At 67.2% G+C, this 21,874-nt stretch carries 20 protein-coding genes, 1 tRNA gene and 1 pseudogene; 12 read left to right on the forward strand and 10 right to left on the reverse strand.

The window, feature by feature from the left end; genetic code table 11:
- Positions 1-59 precede the first annotated feature (59 nt).
- Entirely contained in the window at positions 60-1,067 is a 1,008-nt protein-coding gene (locus AC3FNH_RS06095; protein WP_488719391.1) for a Bug family tripartite tricarboxylate transporter substrate binding protein, read from the reverse strand.
- Positions 1,068-1,326: 259 nt separating this feature from the next.
- Here AC3FNH_RS06095 and AC3FNH_RS06100 point away from each other — a divergent pair, with 259 nt between their 5' ends.
- The 4 genes from AC3FNH_RS06100 (at position 1,327) to AC3FNH_RS06115 (ending at position 4,555) form a co-directional block, all read left to right on the forward strand.
- Entirely contained in the window at positions 1,327-2,226 is a 900-nt protein-coding gene (locus AC3FNH_RS06100; protein ID WP_488719392.1) for a DMT family transporter, read from the forward strand.
- A 65-nt stretch (positions 2,227-2,291) separates the two neighbouring features.
- Positions 2,292-3,080 (forward strand): SDR family oxidoreductase, encoded by a 789-nt coding sequence (locus AC3FNH_RS06105; RefSeq protein ID WP_276099816.1) that lies wholly within the window; start codon positions 2,292-2,294, stop codon positions 3,078-3,080.
- A 64-nt stretch (positions 3,081-3,144) separates the two neighbouring features.
- A complete protein-coding gene (locus AC3FNH_RS06110) occupies positions 3,145-3,537 on the forward strand; it encodes a methylglyoxal synthase (RefSeq protein WP_488719393.1) in 393 nt (130 codons plus the stop codon).
- Positions 3,538-3,577: 40 nt separating this feature from the next.
- On the forward strand, positions 3,578-4,555 hold the full coding sequence (locus AC3FNH_RS06115) for a quinone oxidoreductase family protein (protein ID WP_276099818.1): 978 nt from the start codon (positions 3,578-3,580) through the stop codon (positions 4,553-4,555).
- Positions 4,556-4,598: 43 nt separating this feature from the next.
- Here AC3FNH_RS06115 and AC3FNH_RS06120 read toward each other — a convergent pair whose 3' ends face one another.
- The gene (locus AC3FNH_RS06120; RefSeq protein ID WP_488719394.1) at positions 4,599-5,417 is read right to left on the reverse strand and encodes a PP2C family protein-serine/threonine phosphatase; all 819 of its coding nucleotides are present in this window, start codon (positions 5,415-5,417) and stop codon (positions 4,599-4,601) included.
- Between the two features lie 307 nt (positions 5,418-5,724).
- On the opposite strand from AC3FNH_RS06120, the gene AC3FNH_RS06125 reads away from it, so the two are divergent.
- Positions 5,725-6,198 (forward strand): lecithin retinol acyltransferase family protein, encoded by a 474-nt coding sequence (locus AC3FNH_RS06125; RefSeq protein ID WP_276099820.1) that lies wholly within the window; start codon positions 5,725-5,727, stop codon positions 6,196-6,198.
- Positions 6,199-6,471: 273 nt separating this feature from the next.
- Here AC3FNH_RS06125 and AC3FNH_RS06130 read toward each other — a convergent pair.
- From AC3FNH_RS06130 to AC3FNH_RS06140, 3 genes are all read right to left on the reverse strand, one after another.
- Positions 6,472-6,546 (reverse strand) — tRNA-Arg (locus AC3FNH_RS06130).
- 257 nt (positions 6,547-6,803) lie between these two features.
- The gene (locus AC3FNH_RS06135) at positions 6,804-6,953 is read right to left on the reverse strand and encodes a hypothetical protein (RefSeq protein WP_276099821.1); all 150 of its coding nucleotides are present in this window, start codon (positions 6,951-6,953) and stop codon (positions 6,804-6,806) included.
- Between the two features lie 48 nt (positions 6,954-7,001).
- Positions 7,002-7,334 carry a DMT family transporter gene (locus AC3FNH_RS06140; protein ID WP_488719395.1) on the reverse strand — a complete coding sequence of 111 codons (333 nt, stop codon included), beginning with the start codon at positions 7,332-7,334 and terminating at the stop codon, positions 7,002-7,004.
- Between the two features lie 239 nt (positions 7,335-7,573).
- Between AC3FNH_RS06140 and AC3FNH_RS06145 the strand changes: the two genes are divergently transcribed.
- Positions 7,574-8,080 (forward strand): hypothetical protein, encoded by a 507-nt coding sequence (locus AC3FNH_RS06145; protein WP_488719396.1) that lies wholly within the window; start codon positions 7,574-7,576, stop codon positions 8,078-8,080.
- Positions 8,081-8,092: 12 nt separating this feature from the next.
- Here AC3FNH_RS06145 and AC3FNH_RS06150 read toward each other — a convergent pair.
- Both AC3FNH_RS06150 and AC3FNH_RS06155 read right to left on the reverse strand, forming a co-directional pair.
- Positions 8,093-8,329: pseudogene (locus tag AC3FNH_RS06150) on the reverse strand (benzoate/H(+) symporter BenE family transporter); the annotation flags it as partial.
- A gap of 136 nt (positions 8,330-8,465) precedes the next feature.
- Positions 8,466-9,401, reverse strand: a complete 936-nt coding sequence (locus AC3FNH_RS06155; RefSeq protein WP_276099824.1) for an amino acid ABC transporter substrate-binding protein — start codon at positions 9,399-9,401, stop codon at positions 8,466-8,468.
- A 495-nt stretch (positions 9,402-9,896) separates the two neighbouring features.
- Here AC3FNH_RS06155 and AC3FNH_RS06160 point away from each other — a divergent pair, with 495 nt between their 5' ends.
- A complete protein-coding gene (locus AC3FNH_RS06160) occupies positions 9,897-11,825 on the forward strand; it encodes an ATP-binding cassette domain-containing protein (RefSeq protein WP_276099825.1) in 1,929 nt (642 codons plus the stop codon).
- Here the strand turns inward: AC3FNH_RS06160 and AC3FNH_RS06165 are convergent.
- Complete coding sequence (locus AC3FNH_RS06165) at positions 11,822-11,965, reverse strand: hypothetical protein (protein WP_276099826.1); 144 nt, start codon at positions 11,963-11,965, stop codon at positions 11,822-11,824. The genes AC3FNH_RS06160 and AC3FNH_RS06165 overlap by 4 nt on opposite strands.
- Positions 11,962-13,173, reverse strand: a complete 1,212-nt coding sequence (locus AC3FNH_RS06170) for an MFS transporter (protein WP_488719397.1) — start codon at positions 13,171-13,173, stop codon at positions 11,962-11,964. The genes AC3FNH_RS06165 and AC3FNH_RS06170 overlap by 4 nt, the downstream gene beginning before the upstream one ends.
- A 312-nt stretch (positions 13,174-13,485) precedes the next feature.
- Between AC3FNH_RS06170 and AC3FNH_RS06175 the strand changes: the two genes are divergently transcribed.
- The 5 genes from AC3FNH_RS06175 to AC3FNH_RS06195 all read left to right on the forward strand — a co-directional run bounded on the left by AC3FNH_RS06175 (position 13,486) and on the right by AC3FNH_RS06195 (position 19,939).
- Positions 13,486-15,477 (forward strand): DNA topoisomerase IV subunit B, encoded by a 1,992-nt coding sequence (locus AC3FNH_RS06175; protein ID WP_276099828.1) that lies wholly within the window; start codon positions 13,486-13,488, stop codon positions 15,475-15,477.
- Positions 15,478-15,553: 76 nt separating this feature from the next.
- Positions 15,554-16,333 (forward strand): lytic transglycosylase domain-containing protein, encoded by a 780-nt coding sequence (locus tag AC3FNH_RS06180; protein ID WP_276100665.1) that lies wholly within the window; start codon positions 15,554-15,556, stop codon positions 16,331-16,333.
- A 72-nt stretch (positions 16,334-16,405) separates the two neighbouring features.
- The gene (gene parC, locus AC3FNH_RS06185) at positions 16,406-18,748 is read left to right on the forward strand and encodes a DNA topoisomerase IV subunit A (protein WP_488719398.1); all 2,343 of its coding nucleotides are present in this window, start codon (positions 16,406-16,408) and stop codon (positions 18,746-18,748) included.
- A 106-nt stretch (positions 18,749-18,854) separates the two neighbouring features.
- Complete coding sequence (locus AC3FNH_RS06190; RefSeq protein WP_488719399.1) at positions 18,855-19,412, forward strand: chromate transporter; 558 nt, start codon at positions 18,855-18,857, stop codon at positions 19,410-19,412.
- Positions 19,382-19,939, forward strand: coding sequence for a chromate transporter (locus AC3FNH_RS06195; protein WP_276099831.1), 558 nt, complete (start codon positions 19,382-19,384; stop codon positions 19,937-19,939). The genes AC3FNH_RS06190 and AC3FNH_RS06195 overlap by 31 nt, the downstream gene beginning before the upstream one ends.
- Positions 19,940-19,949: 10 nt before the next feature.
- On the opposite strand, the gene AC3FNH_RS06200 is transcribed toward AC3FNH_RS06195, so the two are convergent.
- Complete coding sequence (locus AC3FNH_RS06200; RefSeq protein ID WP_488719417.1) at positions 19,950-21,782, reverse strand: ABC transporter ATP-binding protein; 1,833 nt, start codon at positions 21,780-21,782, stop codon at positions 19,950-19,952.
- Between the last annotated feature and the right edge of the window lie 92 nt (positions 21,783-21,874).

The raw sequence follows: 21,874 nt of genomic DNA on the forward strand, positions 1-21,874 counted from the left end.
ATGGATGGTGTGCCCCGAGTATACCGACGAAGGTGGCGAAGGTGCGCCTGTGGCGAAGCTTAATCGACGGTAATGGCCGCGCTTTTCGCGACCTTGCCGAAGCGCTCATATTCCTGCAGCGTGAGCGTCTGCAGTTCCGCGGCGCTCGAGCCCTTCGGGTTGAAGCCGGCCTGCGTCAGCTTCTCGCGCACGTCGGCGCGGCCCAGCGCTTCGACGAAGGCGGCGTTGAGTGCCTGTGCCACGGGCGCGGGCAGGTTGGCCGGGCCGTAGACGCCGAACCAAGGTTCCACCGCGTAGCCGGGCAGGCCGGCCTCGGCCAGCGTCGGCACGTCAGGCAGCGACGGCGAACGGCTCTTGCCGGCTACGGCCAGCGCGCGCAGCTTGCCTGCCTGGATGTGCGGCAGCGAGGCCGGCAGGTTGTCGAACATCACGGCGATATGCCCGCCGAGCATGTCGTTGATGGCCGGGCTGCTGCCCTTGTACGGCACGTGCGTCAGGCCGGTATGCGTCATCTGCGAGAACATCGCGCCGGCCAGGTGCATCGACGTGCCGGTGCCCGCGGTCGCGTACGTCAGGCCGGGATGCGCCTTGGCATAGGCAATCAGTTCCGGCACGGTCTTCACGGGCAGCGACGGGCTCACCTCCAGCACGATGGTCGAGGTGCCAAGCAGGCTGATGGCGGTGAAGTCCTTGCGCGGGTCGAACGGCACCTGCCTGTAGATATGCGGATTCAACGCATTCGTGGAGATGGCGCCGAAGCCGATGGTGTAGCCATCGGGCGCGGCCTTGGCCACGGCATCCATGCCGATGTTGCCGCCGGCGCCGGGCCGGTTTTCGATGACCACCGGCTGGCCCAGCTTCTCGGCCACGCGCTGGCCGACGGTACGCGCGACTAGATCCGTGGTGCCGCCGGCGGCGTATGGGACGACAAAGCGGATCGGCCTGGCCGGGAACGTGTCGGCCGCGGCGGCGGCCAGCGGCAGGGTGCCGAGCGTGGCGGCCGTGGCGGCGCCGAGCGACAGGGCGATCAGCGTGGCGCGGCGGCGAAGGGCAGGGCGTTGCGGCATGGCGCGGAAACTCCTCTACGGGTTGCGTTGTTCTGTAGTCCCGGCACGGCCATCGGTCCATTGTCGATGGATGTCCGTGCGGAAGCGCCCATTGTAGGCAAATGCGGACGAGCGGAGGCATACCGGGCGGTAGGCCGATGTCCATGCTTCTTTTCGAATACAATCTTCTGGTCGTCTTTGCCGACCCGGCCGGCCACGGTTGCGGCGGCAGCCTCTCCGCCTGAATTCCCCCGTGCCAGTTTCACCAAAATCTCTTGCCATGCCCGCTGCGCTGCCGTTGCCGCAGCGTTCGGGGCTGGCTATCGCGGCCGTTGGCGCCGTGCTGTTCTCCGCCAAGGCCATTGTCGCCAAATTGATGTACCGCTACAGCGTCGACGCCGTCATGGTGATCACGCTGCGCATGCTGTTCGCCGTGCCGCTGTTCATGGCGATCGGCTGGTGGCAGTCGCGGCGCCTGCCGGCGCTGTCGTGGGCCGACCGTGGCCGCGTGGTGTTCCTCGGCTTCATTGGCTACTACCTGTCGAGCTTCATGGATTTCCTGGGCCTGCAATACATCACGGCGGGGCTGGAACGGCTGATCCTGTTCCTGACGCCGTCGTTCGTGCTGCTGGCCACGGCGCTGCTGTTCCGGCGCCCGATCGCCGCGCGGCAGTGGGTGTCGCTGCTGCTGGCCTACCTCGGCATCGTGCTGGTGTTCGCCCATGACCTCGATGTCAGCGGCGCGCAGGTCTGGCTTGGCGGCGCGCTGGTGCTGGCCAGTGCCTTGACGTATGGTATCTACCTGATCCTGAGCGGCGAGCTGGTGCAGCGCATCGGCTCGCTGCGGCTGGTGGCGTATGCGATGTGCGTGTCCACCGCATGCTGCGTGCTGCAGTACCTGGCGCTGGGCCGGCCTGTAGCCGAGCTCGCGCAGCCGGCGCCGGTGATGTGGCTGTCACTCGTCAATGCGGTGTTCTGCACGGTGCTGCCCGTCTCGATGACGATGGTGGCCGTGGCCCGCATCGGTGCGCCGATGGCCTCGCAGGCGGGCATGATCGGCCCGGTATCGACGCTGTTCCTGGCCTTCTGGCTGCTCGACGAACCGGTCAGCGGCGTGCAGCTGGCGGGCAGCGCGCTGGTGCTGGGCGGGATGTACCTGTTGTCGGCGCGCAAGGCATGACCGGGCGGCGACACCACCCCTGACTGACAAACGATACAGGCAACAAGCAACTGGGAGAACGAGAAATGGATCTGGGACTGCGTGGCAAGCATGCACTGGTGTGCGGCGCGAGCAAGGGCCTGGGCTTCGCCTGCGCGGACGCGCTGGCCGCCGAAGGCGTGGACGTGGTGATCGTTGCGCGCGGCGCCGAGGCGCTGGAGAAGGCCGCGGCCGACCTACGCGCGCGCCATGGCCGCCGCGTGATCGCGGTGGCCACCGACATCACGAAGCCGGAAGGCCGCAAGGCCGCGCTCGATGCCGTGGCCAAGCTGGGCGATCTCGACATCCTGGTCAACAACGCCGGCGGCCCGCCGCCGGGCAATTTCCGCGACTGGGACCGCGACGCATGGCTGGCGGCGCTGGACGCCAACATGCTGACCCCGATCGAACTGATCAAGGCCACGGTCGACGGCATGATCGCGCGCAAGTGGGGCCGCATCATCAACATCACGAGCGGTGCGGTGAAGGCCCCGATCGACATCCTGGGCCTGTCCAACGGCGCGCGCTCGGGCCTGACCGGCTTCATCGCCGGGCTGGCGCGCGAAGTGGCGCAGCACGGCGTGACAGTGAACAACCTGCTGCCGGGGCCGTTCAACACCGATCGCCTGGCCAAGACCATGGAAGGCGCGGCACAGAAGGCCAACCTGAGCATCGAAGAAATCGCGCAACGCCGCGCCGCGCAGAACCCTTCGCGCCGCTTCGGCGACCCGGCCGAGTTCGGCGCCACCTGCGCCTTCCTGTGCAGCCGCCAGGCCGCGTACATCACGGCGCAGAACATCCTGCTCGACGGCGGCGCCTACCCCGGCACGTTCTGAACCCGGCGCGGCCCCGCTACTGGCCGCACCTTTTACCTGCAGTCGCTTACCGCAACAAGGATCCTTGATGACCCGCCCACGTATTGCCCTGATTGCACACGACCACAAGAAGGACGACATCGTTGCCTTTGCCACACGGCATCGCGAATTCCTTGCGCAGTGCGAGCTGCTCGCGACCGGTACCACCGGTGGCCGGCTGATCGATGAAGTCGGGCTCGATGTGACGCGAATGCTGTCCGGGCCCTGGGGCGGTGACCTGCAGATCGGCGCCCAGCTTGCGGAAGGGCGAGTGCGCGCCGTGATCTTCCTGCGCGACCCGATGACGCCGCAGCCGCACGAGCCGGATATCAACGCGCTCGTGCGCGCGTGCGACGTGCATAACGTGCCGTGCGCGACCAACGTCGCCACGGCGGACCTGCTGATCGCCGAGCTGTGCCGCATCGAGGCGAAAGGCTGATCCCCAACCCCAATTTGCCTGACTGACAGGAGACATGCAGATGACCAAAGCCATCCGGATCGAACAGACCGGCGGACCGGAAGTGATGCAGTGGGTCGACGTGGAAGTCGGCGAGCCCGGCCCGGGCGAAGTCCGGGTCCGCCATGAAGCGGTGGGGCTCAACTATATCGACGTCTACTTCCGCTCGGGCCTTTACAAGCAGCCGCTGCCCGCCGGGCTGGGCATGGAAGGCGCGGGCGTGGTCGAGGCGGTGGGCGCGGGCGTGACCCACCTGCGCGCGGGCGACCGCGTGGCCTACGCGGGCCGCCCGAACGGCGCCTATGCGCAGGTGCGCGTGATGCCTGCCGATATCGTCGTGCGCCTGCCCGATTCGATTTCCTTCGAGCAGGGCGCGGCCATGATGCTGCAGGGCCTGACCGCGCAGTACCTGATCCGCGACAGCTACCGCGTGCAGGCCGGCGACACCGTGCTGCTGCATGCGGCGGCCGGCGGCGTCGGGCTGATCGCCTGCCAGTGGCTCAAGGCGCTCGGTGTCACGGTGATCGGCACGGTCGGCAGCGACGAGAAGGCGGAGCTTGCGCGCGCGCATGGCTGCACGCATACCGTGGTCTATACGCGTGAATCGTTTGTGGACCGGGTCAAGGAGATCACTGGCGGCAAGGGCGTGCCGGCCGTGTATGACTCGATCGGCGCCGACACCTTCCACGGCTCGCTCGACTGCCTGGCGCCGCGCGGCACCATGGTCAGCTTCGGCAATGCCTCGGGCCCGGTGCCGCCGTTCGATATTTCAGTCCTGGGCAGCAAGGGGTCGCTGCGGCTTACGCGGCCGACGCTGATGACCTATGTGGTTCACCGCGAATTGCTGGAGCCGATGGTGGCGGACCTGTTTGAGGCGGTCGGCAGCGGCAAGGTGAAGATCGATATCCGGCAGAGATATGCGCTGGCCGATGTCGCGCAGGCGCATCGGGACCTGGAGGCGCGCAGGACGACGGGGTCTACGGTTCTGTTGCCGGGATAGAAGGCGATCGGGGGGGGGACGCATGCCACGAACGATGTTGCCCCTATACCTCCGGATTCACCAGCGTCATATCCGAACCGTAAGGATCCTCCGCCCGCACCACCACGACGGTGACGTTGTCATGGCCGCCATGATCCAGCGCCATCTTCACAAGCGCCTCGGCCGCGGCAGCGGGATCGCCGCCTGCGGCCAGTACCGATGCAATGCCATCGTCGTCGACTTCATTGCTCAGGCCGTCGCTGCAAAGCAAGAACACATCGCCATCGGCGACATCGACGAACAGCTGTTCCGGCATGAGCGTGTCGGCCGCGCCGACGGCACGCGTGATGGTGTTGTGCGCAGGGTGGTGCCGCGCTTCCTCCGCGGTGATCAGCCCGCGTGCGAGCAGCCGCTCTACCTGGCTGTGGTCGCGCGTCAGGCGCTGCAGCCGTCCGTCGCGCATCCGGTAGAGCCGGCTGTCACCGGCCCAGAGACATCCGCAGCGGCGGTCACCCACTGCCAACGCCACCACGGTGGTGCCCACGCAGCGCACCTGCAGGCGCGCGGCTTCGGCAATCAGCGTGCGGTTGACGTCCTGCAGCGCGGCGCCCACGTCGGCCAGCCGTTCTTCCAGTGATGGCCGCGCCGCCAGGCCCGCCAGTGCCTGTGTGACGGCCTGGCTGGCGAAATCACCGACCGCGTGGCCGCCCATGCCGTCGGCCACGACCCAGATGCCCAGGTCAGGAAGATCCAGGCACGCATCCTCATTGCGCTCGCGTACGCGGCCCACGTCGGTGCAGGCCGCCGATGTCCAGCGGAATTGCGACACGCCAGTCAAGATGCCCTCCGTCAGTGGAAGCGCTTGCTCGCATCTGATCAGCATAGAAGCTGTTGCTGGTCTCGTAAAAGCGGATCACCCGGCCCCGCCCGATACCTCTTTGCCCGTGGCGAACGGATGGTCCTGCCAAAAACCCGCTGTGTGCAGTTGGCCCGGAGCGTAATGGTGGCGCCCGGCCAACAACCTGGCGGCAATGTTGTTGGTCGCCAGGCAACAGTCGACGCGCCTCCACGACGCCACATTGGCCGCAAACGCCGAGCTGGCGCGACCAGGGGGCACTGGCACGTGTCATGCAGAGGGTCTGGCAACGACGCAGCAATGACTGCAGCGACCAGACACCCCGAGGCCAGCCATGCCACACCAGCACGCACCACAAAACGAACGTCGCCACGATGACGGAAGCCTGGCCGCTGAGCTATCGCCGGGTGCCCATCTGGTGACGAGGCGCTACGGCTATGTGCATCACGGCATCTATGCCGGACACGGCCGCGTCATCCACTATGCCGGCTTCGCCCGTACGCTGCAGGCTGGGCCGGTCGAGGAAACCAGCCTGGAAGCGTTTGCCGCCGGTTGCGCGGTCGCAGTCCGGGCGGAGCCGTGCGCCAGCTTTGTCGGTATCGAGGCGGTGGCCCGTGCGCGTTCCCGCCTGGGCGAGAACCGCTACCACCTGTTTTCCAACAACTGCGAGCACTTCTGCTCGTGGTGCCTGTCCGGCGAGAGTCGCAGCGAACAAGTGGAAACCTGCCTGCGCCACCCCCGCGCCGCGCTGTGCGCCATGTTGCGGCTTGCGGCCAGCATCTTGCAGGTCAGCCTTCGGGTGGCCTGAAACGTTTTCGGTACAGAACACGAAGGAGCCAGCCATGTCCGGACTGATCGTCAGAGCAGATTGCGCCGTGTATCGCGGTCGCCAGAGCCACCGCAACGGCCACGCTGCCGTCGCCTCGGCAGGAGGCCGGCACGTCGGCAGCAGGGTGGGGCGCCACGCGCCGCGCCGGGCGCGACTGGCCTCGCAGGGGCGGTCCCTGGCGGCGGGCGAATGCCGGCGGCGATGAATGGCAGTGGTGTCTGGCGAAGATCCGGTACGGATGAAGCGAGGGATTGGTCCCGCCGACAGGAATCGAACCTGTATCTAGCGCTTAGGAGGCGCTCGTTCTATCCATTGAACTACGGCGAGGGACAGAGTTGTCAGGACCATGGTTCCGCAGGGCTGCGGTGATCCTGAAGACGGGGCGGAGTATATCAAAATCCTCTCGCCCGGAGCGTGTTCCAGCGGCGGGGAAGGCCGATCGGCCGCGGCCGGGGGACGGACAATGCCGGTCGCCGGCGGCGAGCATTTCGCCGAAATTCGCAAGTTTGCGGTAGCCAGCGCGGGTCGGGTGGCACCGCTGCACGGCGGCTTCCATTGCTTTGCCGCCGCGCGGTACCCGGCAACTACTTCTTGTGATGCACCAGCCGGTTCCACCAGTACTGCACCGGATGTTCGTGTTCGGGGTAGAGCGGCGACTTGTGGAAGAACTCGGCCCTCACGGCAAGGATGTACAGGGCGATGATGGCTGCGGCGAAGAGCAGGGCGGTAAGCATGGCGGTCTCCCGTGGCAGGAACCAAATCCATTCTAGGCGCCGCCGCTGCTAGTGCCCGCTGGTTTTCGAGAAAAGCTGGATCACCGCCACGCCGGCGATGATCAGCCCGATGCCCAGGCAGGCCGCCACGTCCGGCACCTGGCGGTACAGCACCATGGCGATCAGCGTGATCAGCACGATGCCGGCGCCGCTCCAGATGGCATAGGCGACCCCGACCGGCACGGACTCCATGACCAGCATCAACAGGTAGAAGGCGCAGGCGTAGCCGGCCACGACCAGCATGCTGGGCACCAGCCGCGTGAAATTCTCCGCAGCTTTCAGGCTGCTGGTGGCAATGACCTCGGCCACGATGGCCAGCGTTAGCAGGAGGTATCCGTTCATATGTGAAAAAGGGTTATATGGGCAAGCGGACGGAGCGCGGCGGGGCGGGCAAGTGTTGCGCAGACACCGCAGCGGACAGGTATGCCCTCCCTTGCGGTGGTTGTGCGAAGCAGTATTGCAGTTTTGAATGATATTGTGCGCTTCAAGCGACATGCAGGCGGTCGCGGCAGTACCCGACCAGGCCGGGCCATCCAAAACAACGTACGGCGGCGGGTGTTTTCAGTTTCCGGGGGAGCGGAATGAGCAATCAAGTCATTGACGGGGCAACGGTCTGGCCAGACACGCGTATGGCGGCCGCCGAGGCTGACGAATCGGGCGTCTGGCAGAACACGATCGCGGCGGCGGATTATGCCCTGGAGGAGGCGACCCGCATTCATCGCGGCGTGCAGAGCAATCTCAAGCTGGTTCAGGAAGTCCGGGCGCTGCGCGAGGAACTGCGCAAGGCGCACGCGGAAGCCGACCGCTACCGCGGCATGCATGCGCGCGTGGTGGTCAGCATGCGCCAGCTCGAGGAGGAGCATGCCGCCGAGATCGGCCGCCTGCAAACCGAGAACGAAATGCTGCTGGTGCGCCACCGCGTCTACAAGCTGCTGGCCGAGCACTACGGTCTGGCGGCGCTTCGCTTTGATACTCCGCAATTCTGCGAACATCGCGACCGTGTGCTCCAGCACGTGCTGTTCCAGCGCCGCAAGGGGGTGGCACTCGAAGATATCCGGTTTCGCGATATCGCCTTCCTGCTGCTCTAGGCTGGTCCGGCCTCAGGCGATCTTGCGGCGCAGCACGAACAGCGCCAGCATGCCGCCTGCCACGCCCCAGAAGGCCGAGCCCACGCCGGCCAGTGTCATGCCGGACGCCGTGATCATGAAGGTGAGCGGGGCGGCTTCGCGTTCGTCCGGCGTCTGCATGGCCACGGTCAGGCCGTTGGCGATCGACCCCAGCAGCGCGAACGCGGCCAGCCGCACCACCACGGCCTGCGGAAAGGCCACGGACAGCGCGCGCATCAGCTTGTCGAACCAGCCGGGCCCCGCCCCTCCCCCCTCTCCCGGATGGGGCCGGTCTGGTCGTGTCGCCCTGGTCGGCTACCTGGCCGCCGCAGGCGGAACGCGTCGCGGCCCGCTTGCGGCGTGGGGTTCAGTCCGCGACCTTGTCGCTGGGGAACTTGAAGGAATCGCGCAGCAGGTAGCTCATGGGGATATCGAGCGTGATGCCATGCGGAGGAATCGGTGCCTGGAACCACTTCCGGTAGAGCTTCGGCGTTTCCTGCTCGTAGACGGAGGCGACCAGGGTCCTGTCCACTAGCTTCTTGAACTCGGCATCGCCCTTGGGCAGCATGATGGCGTAGGGCTCGATGGTCAGCATCTCGCCAGTCACCTTGAAGTCGGCGGGCCGGCTGGCGTTGGCGCGCAGGCCGTACAGCAGCACGTCGTCCATCACGAAGGCGTCGGCCTTGCCGGCTTCGACCATGGCAAAGGCCTGCGCGTGGTCCTTGGCCTCGACCAGGCGCCACTGCATCACGCCGCCTTCGTCCATCTTGCGCAGCATGGCCAGCGGCGTGGTGCCGGACGTGGACACCACGGTCTTGCCGCGCAAGTCGGCCCACCGGGCGATGCCCGAATCGCTCTTGACGATCATGCGGCTGCCGGCGATGTAATGCGGGATGGTGAAGGCGACCTGCTCGCGCCGCTCGCGGTTGTTGGTAGTGGAGCCGCACTCCAGGTCGGCCTTGCCCCCGGCAATCGCGGCAATGCGGTTGGCCGGCGTGACCGGCACCCATTCGACGCGCAGATTGGGCAGGCGCAGCGAGGTACGCACGGCGTCGGCGATCCTCAGGCACAGGTCCACCGCGTAGCCGACCGGCTTGCCGTCGACCACGAAGGAGAACGGCACCGAGCTTTCACGGTGGGCAATGCGGATGACGCCGCTTTGCTGGATGTGCTGGAGGACCGGCGCGGTGGCGGATTCGGCGGGACCGGCTCCCGCGGCCAGCAGCCCGGCACATGCCAGGGAAGACAAGACAAAGGCGACATTGGAGCGCGAAGCCCGGCGCGACAGACCCTTCTGGATCATGGAAACCCCCGTCAAAGGAAAGCAAAAAAACTAATGGCGGCCGTCAGGTGTGGTTCCGTGCGGCTCTGCTCTGAGTTGTCGTTGTCGTGCTGTACCCCGCGGGCTATTGTTCCATGTGCGCCGGGTTGCCGACAACCTGCGGCAAGACCGCCGTGCGACGTACGCAACGGCAGGCCGCCACCCCAGTTGACGGGGCTTTCCCTTACGGATATTTCCGAACTGGAGCGGCGTGCCGGCGATTGATATGCTTGCTTCCGTGTCCTGCGAGCAGGGCACCGAGGAGAGACTCTTGGGCCCGCGCTGCGGGCCCTTTCTTTTCTGCCTGATCCGAGGGGCGGCGCTTTCTTCTTTGGCTCCGGTCACCTGACACAAGACCCGCAGACGGGTTCCGGCGCCGTTGTTCTACAATGCGGCCTGCCTTGCGCCGAAGCCGCCAGCCCTCGCGGTTGCCGGTGCGCGTTCCGATCCTGCACTTCTGCCGCCCGATTTCCTCCCATGGCCCTGTTTTCCATTACCGATGCCCAGCTTGCTTTCGGGCACGTGGCCTTGCTCGACCACACCGATTTTTCGCTGGAAGCCGGCGAGCGCGTCGGCCTGATCGGCCGCAACGGCTCGGGCAAGTCCTCGCTGCTGAAGATCGTGGCCGGCCTGGCGGCGCCGGATGACGGCCTGATCGCACGCCAGTCCGGCGTGACGTCGGCCTACGTGCCGCAGGAGCCGCAATTCGAGCCCGGCATCACGGTGTTCGACGCCGTGTCGCAGGGCATGGGCCAGGCGCATGACCTGCTGGTGCGCTATGAAGCCGCGGCCGAGAGGCTGGCCGACAGCCATGACGAGGCTGCGCTGGCGGAACTGCACCGGCTGCAGTCCGAACTCGACGCCGCCGGTGCCTGGCACCTGCGCACGCGCGTGGAAAGCACGCTGGCCCGGCTCGGGCTGGATCCGCATACGCGCGTCGACGCGTTGTCCGGCGGCCTGCAGAAGCGCGTCGCGCTGGCGCAGGGCCTGGTCGCGGAACCCGACATCCTGCTGCTGGACGAGCCGACCAACCACCTCGACGTGGAAGCCATCCGCTGGCTGGAAGACTTGCTGCTGGGTTTCCGCGGCAGCGTGCTGCTGATCACCCACGACCGCGCCTTCCTGGACCGCGTGGCGACCCGCATCGTCGAACTCGACCGCGGCCGCCTGCTGTCCTTCCCGGGCAACTTTGCCGCCTACCAGGCGCGCAAGGAGGAACTGCTGGCCGCCGAACAGGTGGAGCAGGCCAAGTTCGACAAGCTGCTCGCCCAGGAAGAAGTGTGGATCCGCAAGGGCGTGGAGGCGCGCCGCACGCGCAGCGTGGCGCGCATCCAGCGCCTGGTAGCCATGCGCAGCGAACGCGCCGCGCGGCGCGAGGCGCAGGGCAACGTCAAGCTGGAAGTCTCGCAGGCCGATCGCTCCGGCAAGATCGTGGCCGAGCTGACCGACGTGAACAAGGGCTACGGCGACAAGATCGTGGTGCGCGACTTCAGCGCCACCATCATGCGCGGCGACAAGGTCGGCCTGATCGGCCCCAACGGTGCCGGCAAGACCACGCTGCTGCGGCTGATCCTGGGTGAACTGCCGCCCGACAGCGGCACCGTGCGCAATGGCAGCAACCTGCAGGTCGCGTACTTCGACCAGATGCGCACCCAGCTCGACCTGGAAAAGTCCCTGGCCGACACCATCAGCCCGGGCAGCGACTGGGTCGAGGTCAACGGCCAGCGCAAGCACGTGATGAGCTACCTGGGCGACTTCCTGTTCGCGCCGGAGCGCGCGCGCTCGCCGGTCAAGTCGCTATCCGGCGGCGAGCGCAACCGGCTGCTGCTGGCGCGCCTGTTTGCCCGCCCGGCCAACGTGCTCGTGCTTGACGAACCGACCAACGACCTCGACATCGACACGCTGGAATTGCTGGAAGAGCTGCTGCAGGACTACAGCGGCACGGTGTTCCTGGTCTCGCACGACCGCGCGTTCCTGGACAACGTGGTGACCTCCACGATTGCCGCCGAGGGCGACGGCCAGTGGCGCGAGTCGGTTGGCGGCTATTCCGACTGGGTCGCGCAGTCCGAGCGCAGCGCCGCGCTGCAGGCAGCGCGCAAGCCCGAGCAGAAGACGGCCGAGCCGGTGAGGGCAAAGGACTCCCGCGAGGCGCGCGGCGCCAACCGCACGGTCAAGCTGTCATACAAGGAGCAGCGCGAGCTGGATGGGTTGCCCGAGCGGATTGCGTCGCTGGAAACCGAACAGAAGACGATCTCGGCGCAGCTCGAAGACGGCTCGCTTTATGTCAGCGACGCGGCCAAGGCCGCCACGCTGGCGACCCGCCACGACGAGATCGAGATGGAATTGCTGGAAGCGCTGGAGCGCTGGGAAGTGCTGGAGGCGAAGTCGAAGGGCGAAGCGGGCTAACCGCACCACGCCAGCACCATATTGGTCAGGTCGACCATGAACGAGGGCCGCAGGTAACCGATAAACCCAAGTACCAGCGCCGCCGCCAGCACCAGCAGGCCGGCAGCGCGCAACACGTGCTCGCGGGCGGCGGTAGTCATGCCGCAACCGGCTGCGGGCGCGCCAGCGCGTGCTCGCGGATCGGCAGGTTGACCAGCGCGGCCATCACGCCCAGCGCGATCGCGATCATCCACACCGTGTTGTAGCCGCCGGTGCGGTCATACAGGTAGCCGCCCAGCCAGGCGCCCAGGAAGCTGCCGATCTGGTGCGAGAAGAACACCACGCCGGACAGCATCGACAGGTATTTCACCCCGAACACCTGGGCGATGATGCCGTTGGTCAGGGGCACGGTCGACAGCCACAGGAAGCCCATCAGCGCCGCAAATATCCAGGTGCTGGCGGTCGAGAGCGGCAGCAGCAGGTAGCCGGTAATCACCACCGAGCGCGTCAGGTAGATGGCCGACAACAGATAGCGCTTGGGCATGCGCTGGCCCATGGCGCCGGCGGTGTAGGTGCCGAACACATTGAACAGGCCGATCAGCGCGAGCGCCACGGTGGCGATCTTCGGATCGGTCAGGCCCTGGTCCTTCAGGTAGGGGGCCAGGTGTACGCCGATGAACACCACCTGGAATCCGCATACGAAGTAGCCCAGCGTCAGCAGCTGGAAATTGCGGTTGCCGAACGCCTCGTGGATAGCCTGCCCGATGGTCTGGTGATGCCCGCCGTCATGCGCGGCCATCTTCGGTTCGCGCAGCGTGAACGCCAGCGGCAGCATGACACAGGCCATCAGCGCCATCACGAACAGCGCGTTCTGCCAGCCCATCCCGGAGATCAGCGTCTGCTCGACCGGGATCATCAGGAACTGGCCGAAAGAGCCCGCCGCGGCGGCAATGCCCATGGCCCAGACGCGCTTCTCGGCGCTCGCCACGCGGCCGATGACGCCGTACACCACGCTGTAGGTCGTGCCCGACTGCGCGATGCCGATCATGACGCCGGCGCCGGTCGCGAAGGCCGTGCCGCTGGTCGACAGCGCCATCACCACCAGGCCGCCGACGTACAGCGCCACGCCGATCAGCATGATGCGCAGCGCGCCGAACTTGTCGGCCAGCGCGCCGGCAAAGGGCTGGCTGGCGCCCCACATCAGGTTCTGCAGCGCCAGCGCGAACGCGAAGGTCTCGCGGTTCCAGCCGTGGGCCTGCGTGATCGGCAGGTTGAACAGGCCGAAGCCATGCCGGATGCCCATCGAAAGGGTGACGAGCAGGCCGCCGCACACGAGTACGGTGGTCAGGGAGAGTTGTCGGTTCTGCATATCGGGCTCGCTGCGGGCGGCGGGGTGCCGTAGTTGTTGTCGTTCTTGTTGAGCTGGCCGGGGGCGGCATTGGGGGTGCCGGAGCCGGTCTGCGCGAGTTTACCCCGGCTTTCCGGAACGCGTCGGGCAGGGCCCGCAAGTCCGGACGGGCGGCATGGTAATCCGGACGGCCGGCAAGCAAGCGCGCCGGCGCCGCTGCCTTTTTGCCACGTTTGCCGGTCCGGGCTTCCATTACAATGCAGTGCCCGGCACCCCGGCGCAGCCACGAATGCGCGCCCGAACCGCCGGGATCTCCACTTTCGTAGCGACTCCATGGCGAGCAAAACCAGTCAGTACAGCGAATCCTCCATCCGGGTCCTGAAGGGCCTGGAGCCGGTCAAGCAGCGTCCCGGCATGTACACCCGCACCGACAACCCCCTGCATATCGTGCAGGAGGTGATCGACAACGCGTCCGACGAGGCGCTGGGCGGCTTCGGTTCCGAGATCCTGGTCACGCTGCACCGCGACGGCAGCGTCAGCGTGGAGGACGACGGCCGCGGCATCCCGGTCGGCATCCACCCGGAAGAAGGCGTGCCGGTGGTCGAGATCGTCTTCACGCGGCTGCACGCCGGCGGCAAGTTCGACAAAGGCAAGGGCGGCGCCTACGCGTTCTCGGGCGGCCTGCACGGCGTGGGCGTGTCGGTGACCAATGCGCTGTCGACGCAGCTCGACGTGTCGGTCTGGCGCGACGGCATGATGTCCACGCTGACCTTCTCCGGCGGCGATGTGACCACGCCGCTCAGCTCGCGCAAGCTCGAGCGCGGCGAGAAGAAGAACGGCACGCGCGTCCAGGTATGGCCGGACGCGAAGTATTTCGATTCGGCCGCGATCCCGCAGGCCGAACTGCAACGCCTGCTGCGCAGCAAGGCCGTGCTGCTGCCTGGCGTGAAAGTGACGCTGGTGATCGAGAAGACCGGCGAGTCCCAGACCTGGCAGTACGACCAGGGCCTGAAGGGCTACCTGGTCGAGGCGCTGGCGCAGGGCAGCGGCGCCGAACTCGTGATCCCGATGTTCGAGGGCGAGCATTTCGCCGACCCGGACGCCAACCCCGGCGAGGAAGGCTTTGCCGATGGCGAAGGCGCCTCGTGGGTGGTGGCCTGGACCGAAGAAGGCGCGCCGGTGCGCGAGTCCTACGTCAACCTGATCCCCACGCCGGCCGGCGGCACGCACGAGTCCGGCCTGCGCGAAGGCCTGTTCCAGGCGGTCAAGAGCTTTATCGAGATGCACGCGCTGCAGCCCAAGGGCGTCAAGCTGATGAGCGAGGACGTGTTCGCGCGCGCCTCGTTCGTGCTCTCGGCCAAGGTGCTGGACCCGCAGTTCCAGGGCCAGATCAAGGAGCGCCTGAACAGCCGCGACGCGGTGCGTCTGGTGTCGACCTTCAGCAGGCCGGCGCTGGAGCTGTGGCTGAACCACCACGTCGAGTACGGCAAGAAGCTGGCCGAACTGGTGATCCGCCAGGCGCAGGCGCGCACGCGCGCCGCGCAGAAGGTGGAAAAGAAGAAGGGCTCCGGCGTGGCCGTGCTGCCCGGCAAGCTGACCGACTGCGAGTCGACCGACGTCACGCGCAACGAGATCTTCCTGGTCGAGGGCGATTCCGCCGGCGGCTCCGCCAAGATGGGCCGCGACAAGGAATTCCAGGCCATCCTGCCGCTGCGCGGCAAGGTGCTCAATACCTGGGAAACCGAGCGCGACCGCCTGTTCGCCAACAACGAGGTGCACGACATCGCGGTGGCGATCGGCGTGGACCCGCACGGCCCGCACGACGAGCCCGACCTGTCCAACCTGCGCTACGGCAAGATCTGCATCCTGTCCGACGCGGACGTGGACGGCGCGCATATCCAGGTGCTGCTGCTGACGCTGTTCTTCCGCCACTTCCCGAAGCTGATCGACGCCGGTAACGTCTGCGTGGCGCGCCCGCCGCTGTTCCGAGTCGACGCGCCCGCGCGTGGCAAGAAGCCCGCGCAGAAGCTGTACGCGCTCGACGAAGGTGAACTCGAAGCCATCCAGGACAAGCTGCTCAAGGACGGCGTCAAGGATGGCAGCTGGCAGATTTCCCGCTTCAAGGGCCTGGGCGAAATGAGCGCCGAACAGCTCTGGGAAACCACCATGAACCCGGACACGCGGCGCCTGCTGCCCGTGGCGCTGGGCGAGTTCGACCTGCCGCAGACCGTCGAGATGATGAACATGCTCATGGGCAAGGGCGAGGCCGCGCAGCGCCGCAGCTGGCTGGAAGAGAAGGGCAACGAAGTCGAGGCCGATATCTGACGGGCTATCTGTACGCGGACGGACAAAGGGGGATAATGCCCGCTTTGGCGTCCTCGCACCCAAGCCGGATCGCATGATGACAATGAGACCGACACGCAAACCATGGCATTCAGCGGCCGCGGCCGTGCTGATGGTGGCCGGTCTCGCCTGTGCGCCGGCGGCGCATGCCGAACTCTACGGCTTCATCGACTCGGATGGCATCGCCCACTTTGCCGAACGCAAGCTCGATGAGCGCTACAAGCTCTTCATGAGGAACGGCGGCAGCTTCGATACCTCGCGCGACGCGAATGCCGCGGCGACCGATCTCGAACAGAACAAGCTGTACCGCTACGTCGTCAACCATCCGAATATCGCCAAGGTCGAGCCGATGATCCGGCAGATCGCGGAGAAGCAGGACGTCGACCCGGCGCTGGTCAAGGCGGTGATGGCGGTGGAGTCCGGCTTCAACCCGTCGGCCGTGTCGCCCAAGGGCGCCATCGGGCTGATGCAGGTCATTCCCGACACCGGCACGCGCTTTGGCGTAAGCGCCGACGCGCGCCGCAGCGTGGAGGAAAAGCTGGCCGACCCGCGCACCAACATCTCGGCCGGCGTGCGTTACCTGCGCTGGCTGATGGAGCTGTTTCCCGACAACCTGGAACTGGTGCTGGCCGCCTATAACGCGGGCGAGGGCGCGGTGCAGCGCTACAACAACCGGATTCCGCCGTACCCGGAGACGCAGCAATACGTGAGCACCGTGCTGCAGTTCTACCGGCTTTACAAGCCCGGCGGCGGCCCGGTCGTGACCCGTACCAGCGCGGCAGCCGGCGCGCCGTCGCGCGTGAAGATGGTGATCGGCGGACGGCGCAGCATGCCCTGACCTGAATTCCCGATAAACAAGCCACCCGGCGCGCCGGCTTCACATCATGGCGCGCCGTCTTCTTGCCAATCCATGGAACAACAAGACATCACGTTTCAACCTGAAGAGCCCGCGGATTCGCTGACGCTGGCGCGCTACGCCGAGCGGGCCTACCTCGACTACGCCGTCAGCGTGGTCAAGGGCCGCGCGCTGCCCGAGGTCGCGGATGGCCAGAAGCCCGTGCAGCGGCGCATCCTGTTCGCCATGCACGAGATGGGCCTGCGCGCCGACGCCAAGCCGGTCAAGTCCGCGCGCGTGGTGGGCGACGTGCTCGGCAAATACCATCCGCACGGCGACCAGTCGGCCTATGACGCGCTGGTGCGCCTGGCGCAGGACTTCTCGCTGCGCTATCCGCTGATCGACGGCCAGGGCAACTTCGGCTCGCGCGATGGCGACGGCGCCGCGGCGATGCGCTACACCGAAGCGCGCCTGACGCCGATCTCGCGCCTGCTGCTCGACGAGATCGACGAGGGTACGGTCGACTTCATCGCCAACTACGACGGCTCGATGGAAGAGCCGAAGCTGCTGCCGGCGCGCATGCCGTTCGTGCTGCTCAACGGCGCGTCGGGCATTGCCGTGGGCATGGCCACCGAAGTGCCGCCGCACAACCTGCGCGAAGTGGCCGGGGCCACGGTGGCGATGATCCGCAACCCGAACATCTCGCTGGCCGAACTGCTGGCGCTGATGCCCGGCCCGGACTACCCGGGCGGCGGCCAGATCATCTCGCCGGCCGCGGATATCGCCCAGATCTATGAATCCGGCCGCGGCAGCCTGAAGGTGCGCGCGCGCTGGACCATCGAGGAAATGGCGCGCGGCCAGTGGCAGCTGGTGGTGACCGAACTGCCGCCGGCCACGTCGGCGCAGAAGGTGCTGGAAGAAATCGAAGAGCTGACCAATCCGAAGGTCAAGACCGGCAAGAAGGCGCTGACCCCGGAACAGCAGCAGCTCAAGGCCACGGTGCTGGCGGTGCTGGACGCCGTGCGCGATGAATCGGGCAAGGACGCACCGGTGCGGCTGGTGTTCGAGCCCAAGAGCAAGAACATCGAGCAGCAGGAATTCATCCAGACGCTGCTCGCGCATACGAGCCTGGAATCGGGCGCGCCGGTCAACCTCGTGATGATCGGCACGGACGGCCGTCCGCGCCAGAAGGGCCTGCGCGACATCCTGCGCGAGTGGATCGACTTCCGCTTCGCCACCGTCACGCGGCGCACGCGTCATCGCCTGGGCAAGGTGGAAGACCGCATCCACATCCTCGAAGGCCGGATGCTGGTGCTGCTGAACATCGACGAGGTGATCCGCATCATCCGCGAAAGCGACGAGCCCAAGCCCGCGCTGATCGAACGCTTCGGCCTGAGCGACCGGCAGGCCGAGGACATCCTGGAAATCCGCCTGCGCCAGCTGGCCAGGCTGGAAGCGATCCGGATCGAGAAGGAACTGAAGGAGCTGCGCGAAGAGCAGGCCGACCTCGACGTGTTGCTGAAGTCCGACACCATGATGCGACGTCGCATCATCAAGGAGATCGAGACCGACGCGAAGCAGTACAGCCCGGAAGACAAGGACCCGCGCCGCACGCTGATCCAGGAAGAGCGCCGCGCCGCCGCCGAGATGCGCGTGGTGGACGAGCCGGTCACGGTGGTGGTGTCGCAGAAGGGCTGGGTGCGCACGCGCCAGGGTCACGGCCACGATGCGCAGCAGTTCACCTTCAAGGCCGGCGATGCGCTGTACGGCACCTTTGAGTGCCGCACGGTGGACGTGCTGCTGGCCTTCGGCACCAATGGCCGCGTGTACTCGGTGCCGGTGGCCGGCCTGCCGGGCGGGCGCGGCGACGGCGTGCCGCTGACCACGCTGATCGAACTGCAGCCGGGCAGCCAGATCGCCCATACCCTTGCCGGCAGTGCCGAGCAGCGCGTGCTGATCGCTACGCAGGGCGGCAATGGTTTCCTGACCAAGGTCGGCGATATGACGGGCCGGCAAAAGGGCGGCAAGTCCTTCCTGACGCTCGATGACGGCGATGCCCCGCTCGCGCCCGCGCCGATCGGCGACGAGGCCACGCACGTGGCCTGCCTGTCCGGCAACGGCCGCATGCTGCTGGTGGCGCTCGACGAGGTCAAGGTGCTGTCGGCCGGCGGCCGCGGCGTGATCCTGATGGAGCTGGAGCCGAAGGAGACCTTGCTGCAGGCGGTTGGCGTGGGCGCGCCGGGGCTGCTGGTGTCAGGCACTACGCCGCGTGGCGGCAAGCCTGACTCGCAGAAGCTGGCGGGCGCGAATCTGCTGCCGTATGTCGGCAAGCGCGCGCGCAAGGGCAAGGCGCTGGAAACGAAGCTGAAGGGCGTGCGGATTGATCCGGTGAAGGTTGTGGCGCCTGCGGGGAACTGAACCCGCGAGGGTTTCTGCCCTCTCCCGCCAGCGGGAGAGGGCAGACCCGCAGCGGCAGATTTCACGCTGCCGCAGTTGCTTGCCGTTGTCGCAATTCTTCTTCCTCATGTCTTCCCTCGCCCCGCCCCCCACCCCCCGCACCCTGTTCATCGAGTTCGCCCGCATGGGCCTGTCCGGCTTTGGCGGCGTGCTGCCGTTCGTGCGCCGCGCGGTGGTGGAGCGCAACCGCTGGATGGATGACCGCGATTTTGTCGAACTGCTGAGCCTGGGCCAGGTCCTGCCCGGCCCCAATGTCATCAACCTGGCGTTGATGCTGGGCTTGCGCTTTGCCGGCTGGCGCGGCGCGCTGGCCGCGTTCGGCGGCCTCGTCATGGTGCCGATGGGACTGGTGCTGGGTTTGCTCCTGTTGTACCAGCACTACCAGGATGTGCCCGCCGTGCAGCGCATGCTGGCCGGCATGACGGCGGTATCGGCCGGCCTGATGCTGGCCATGGCCATCCGGCTGGCGCAGAGCCTGTCGCCGACCCTGCGCGCCGTGCTGGTTGGCGGTGCGGCTTTCCTGGTGATCGGACTGCTGCGCTGGTCACTCGTGCCGGTCATGGCGGTGCTCGTGCCGCTCGCGCTGGTGCTGGAATGGCGCGCGAGCCGCGGAGGGCAGTCGTGAGTCCGGCCGAAGTGCTGGGCAGCCTGTTCGCCCATTTCAGCGCGCTGTCGCTGCTGGCCATCGGCGGCGCCAGCTCCACGCTGCCGGACATGCACCGCTACCTGGTCGAGGCCAATGGCTGGCTGACCGATGCGCAGTTCTCGGCCATGTACGCGATTTCGCAGGCGGCGCCTGGCCCCAACGTGCTGTTCGTCTCGCTGTTCGGCTGGCAGGTGGCGGGCTTTGCTGGTTCGCTTGCGGCCATGTTCGGCATGTGCGGGCCGTCCAGCCTGATCGCGCTGGCGTTCGAATACTTCTCGGGCCGTTCGCCGCATGCGAACTGGCCCGGCCTGATCCGGCGCGGGCTGGCCGCGCTGACGATCGGCCTGCTGGCCTCGTCGGGGTGGGTGCTGGCGCGCAGCGTCGACCACGGCTGGGGCGCGGCGGCGATTACCGTGGCGACTGTCCTGCTGATGCTGAAGACGCGCGTGCACCCGCTCGTGCTGGTCGCCATCGGCGGTCTGGCCGGCCTGCTTGGCTTGCTCTGACCGGAGTCGTTCAGTCCACGCCGACGAAGCCGCCGGTCTGGTGCGCCCACAGCCGCGCATACAGTCCGCCATGCGCGAGCAGCTCCGCATGCGTGCCGCTCTCGGCGATATGGCCCTGGTCCAGTACCACCAGCCGGTCCATGCGCGCGATGGTCGAAAGCCGGTGCGCGATCGCGATCACGGTCTTGCCCTGCATCAGCGTTTCGAGGCTTTCCTGGATCGCCGCTTCCACTTCCGAGTCGAGCGCCGAGGTGGCCTCGTCCAGGATCAGGATGGGCGCATTCTTCAGCAGCACGCGTGCAATGGCGATGCGCTGGCGCTGGCCGCCCGAGAGCTTCACGCCGCGTTCGCCGACCAGCGCTTCCAGCCCGGTGTTGCCGCTGGCATCCGCCAGGTGCGGGACGAACTCGTCGGCGCGCGCGCGGTGCAGCGCTTGCGCGATCTCGGCATCGCTGGCGTCGGGCCTGCCATAGAGCAGGTTGTCGCGGATCGAGCGGTGCAGCAGCGAGGTGTCCTGCGTCACCATGCCGATCTGCGCGCGCAGGCTTTCCTGCGTCACGCCCGCGATATCCTGGCCGTCGATCAGGATGCGGCCACGCTCCAGGTCGTAGAGCCGCAGCAGCAGGTTGACCAGCGTCGACTTGCCCGCGCCCGACGGGCCGACCAGCCCGATCTTCTCGCCCGGCCGCACCGTCAGGTCCGCGCCTTCGATCACGCCCGAGCCCTTGCCGTAGTGGAACCCGACCTGCTCGAAGCGCACCGCGCCATCGGTGACGCGCAGCGGCTGCGCGCCAGGCCGGTCGGTCACGGTGCGCGGCACGGAGATGGTCTTCATGCCGTCCTGGACCTGGCCGACGTTCTCGAAGATGCCGTTGACCACCCACATGATCCAGCCCGACATATTGTTGATGCGGATCACCAGCCCGGTGGTGAGCGCAATGGCCCCGGTCGTGACCCGGCCCTGGCTCCACAGCCACAGCGCCATGCCGGTCGTGCCGGCGATCAGCGCGCCGTTCATCGCGGTGATGGTGATGTCCATCGCGCTCACCATGCGCCCGGCCAGGCGCGACTTGTCGGTCTGGTCGGCCATGGCGTTGCGCGCGTAGTCCTCTTCCTTGCGCGTGTGGGCGAACAGCTTGAGCGTGGCGATGTTGGTGTAGCCGTCGACGATGCGGCCCATCAGCCGCGAGCGCGACTCGGTGGCAACGACCGAGCGCTGCTTGACGCGCGGCACGAAGTGGAGCAACGCCGCCACGTAGCAGGCAATCCACAGCAGCAGCGGGATCATCAGGCGCCAGTCGGCCTCGGCGAACAGCACCAGCGAGGTGACCGCGTAGATCAGCACGTGCCACAGCGCGTCGACGGCCTGAACCGCCGAGTCGCGCAGCGAAAAGCCGGTCTGCATGATGCGCTGCGCGATGCGGCCGGCAAAGTCGTTCTGGAAGAACGACAGGCTCTGCTTGAGCACGTAGCGGTGGTTCTGCCAGCGGACCAGGTTGGCCAGGCTCGGGTTGATGACCTGGTGCACCAGGACGTCATGCAGGCCGAGGAACAGCGGCCGCAGCACCAGAGCGACCAGCGCCATCCACAGCAGTTCGTTGCGGTGGCGGCTGAAGAAGCCTGCGGCGGGCGAGGTCTGCGCCAGGTCCACCAGGCGGCCGAGGAAGCTGAACAGCGATACCTCGATTAGCGCGCCGACCAGCCCGACCACCAGCAGGGCGCCGAACACCGGCCAGACTTCGCGCAGGAAATAGGCGTAGAAGCGCCATACTTCGCCCGGCGGTTTATGGTCGGGCATATGGCGGAAGGGATCGATCAGGCGTTCCAGGCGGCGTATCGGCATGGCGGTTCCATGGCGTCCGTTCGGGCCGGCGGCATCCGGGTGGGGTGGCGCGGCCGGAAACGGAGGTGCGTCGGTGCGGTGGATCAGACGCA

Source organism: Cupriavidus sp. 22TCCZM01-5, assembly GCF_057798915.1.